General features: G+C 67.4%; 1 protein-coding gene. It reads right to left on the minus strand.

Annotated features, from left to right (window positions below; all coding sequences use genetic code 11):
* A partial coding sequence (locus HUA78_RS45675; protein ID WP_254624267.1) for an ISL3 family transposase occupies positions 1 to 1181 on the minus strand: 1181 nt, incomplete at its 3' end.
* Between the last annotated feature and the right edge of the window lie 17 nt (positions 1182 to 1198).

The raw sequence follows: 1198 nt of genomic DNA on the forward strand, positions 1-1198 counted from the left end.
CCCTCGGCCTGGGCGTTGCTCCAGGGAGAGGTCAGGGCAGCCCGGACGGCATCGCCATCCTTTTCGAGGCCCTCCGCAAAGGTTTCCACCGCGCGTACTCCGCACGCACGAGCCTCGCTCAACCACGCTTCGAAGGGCCTGCAGGACCTCGTTGGCCTTGCTCGCTGTGAAACGCCCCGCGAGCGCACGAGTTCGCAGAACCGCCGGGTCAATGCGACGACACGCGACGCTTCCTCATCCTGCTCAATGCGCGCCAACGTCGCGGTCTCCGCGGAGGTCAACTCCGAGGGCCTCTTCACGCACAACCATGCCAATTGCTTCGGCGAGGGGAGTGCGTCAGTGCTCGTGCCCTTCGACCACCAGTTGCCGCCGGGGTATCCGCGCGCCCCTGAGCGAGGCCGAACGGTCCGTCGCACCTGGAGCCAACGGTGGACCTGCCGCGAGGTGCCACGAAAGCCTTGGGCGCGAATCTCCCGCCAGAGTTCGCGGGCGTTCTCACACCCCGCGGCTTGTCGCCGCGTCAGGTACTCCAGATAAGGGTCGAGGATGCTCGGTCCAGGCACGCGCGCCGCGCGCTCAGGGAAGACTTCGGCGGCGGCGTATTTGCGCACCGTCCCTCGCGCAAGTCCCAGTGTGTGACTGATTCTCAGCAGGGGCTCTCCCGCCAGGTGACGGCGCTGTACGGCTTCATATGCAGCGACATGCCGGGAGCGGCTCTCCGCTCGGGCGTGAGCTTCGGCGTGAGTTCGCGAGAAGCTGGTGTGACGACGCGCGGGAGGAGTGTCTCCGCTCGAAACGGCTGGTAGCGCTCTAAGTCGGGGGTGAGCGCTGGTCATCCAGCGTTCCATCATTTGCCGTCCATTCAGCAGCAAGTGCCAGCGGTCCGCCACCTGCTGGGCCTCTGGAGCGCCCAGCACCACCGCTCGTGCGTACTCGGTCGACCGGTCTCTGGCGATGACTTCCACGCCGGGGTGGTGGCGCAGCCATGCGCTCACCGTGGGAGTCGAGCGGTCTGGCAACACGTCCCGCACGCAGTGCTCTTCCAGGTCAACAAGGATGGAGCCGTAGGTGCGTCCCTTGCGCAGCGCCCAGTCGTCGAGGCCGAGGACGCGAGCGGGGCTGGGAGCAGGCAGCGGAGCGCGGCGAATCAGCCGCAGGAGGGTATCGGGACTGGTGGGCATGGCCAGGGGCTTGAGCA

This window comes from Myxococcus sp. CA033 (assembly GCF_013336625.1).
Lineage (GTDB): Bacteria > Myxococcota > Myxococcia > Myxococcales > Myxococcaceae > Myxococcus > Myxococcus llanfairpwllgwyngyllgogerychwyrndrobwllllantysiliogogogochensis.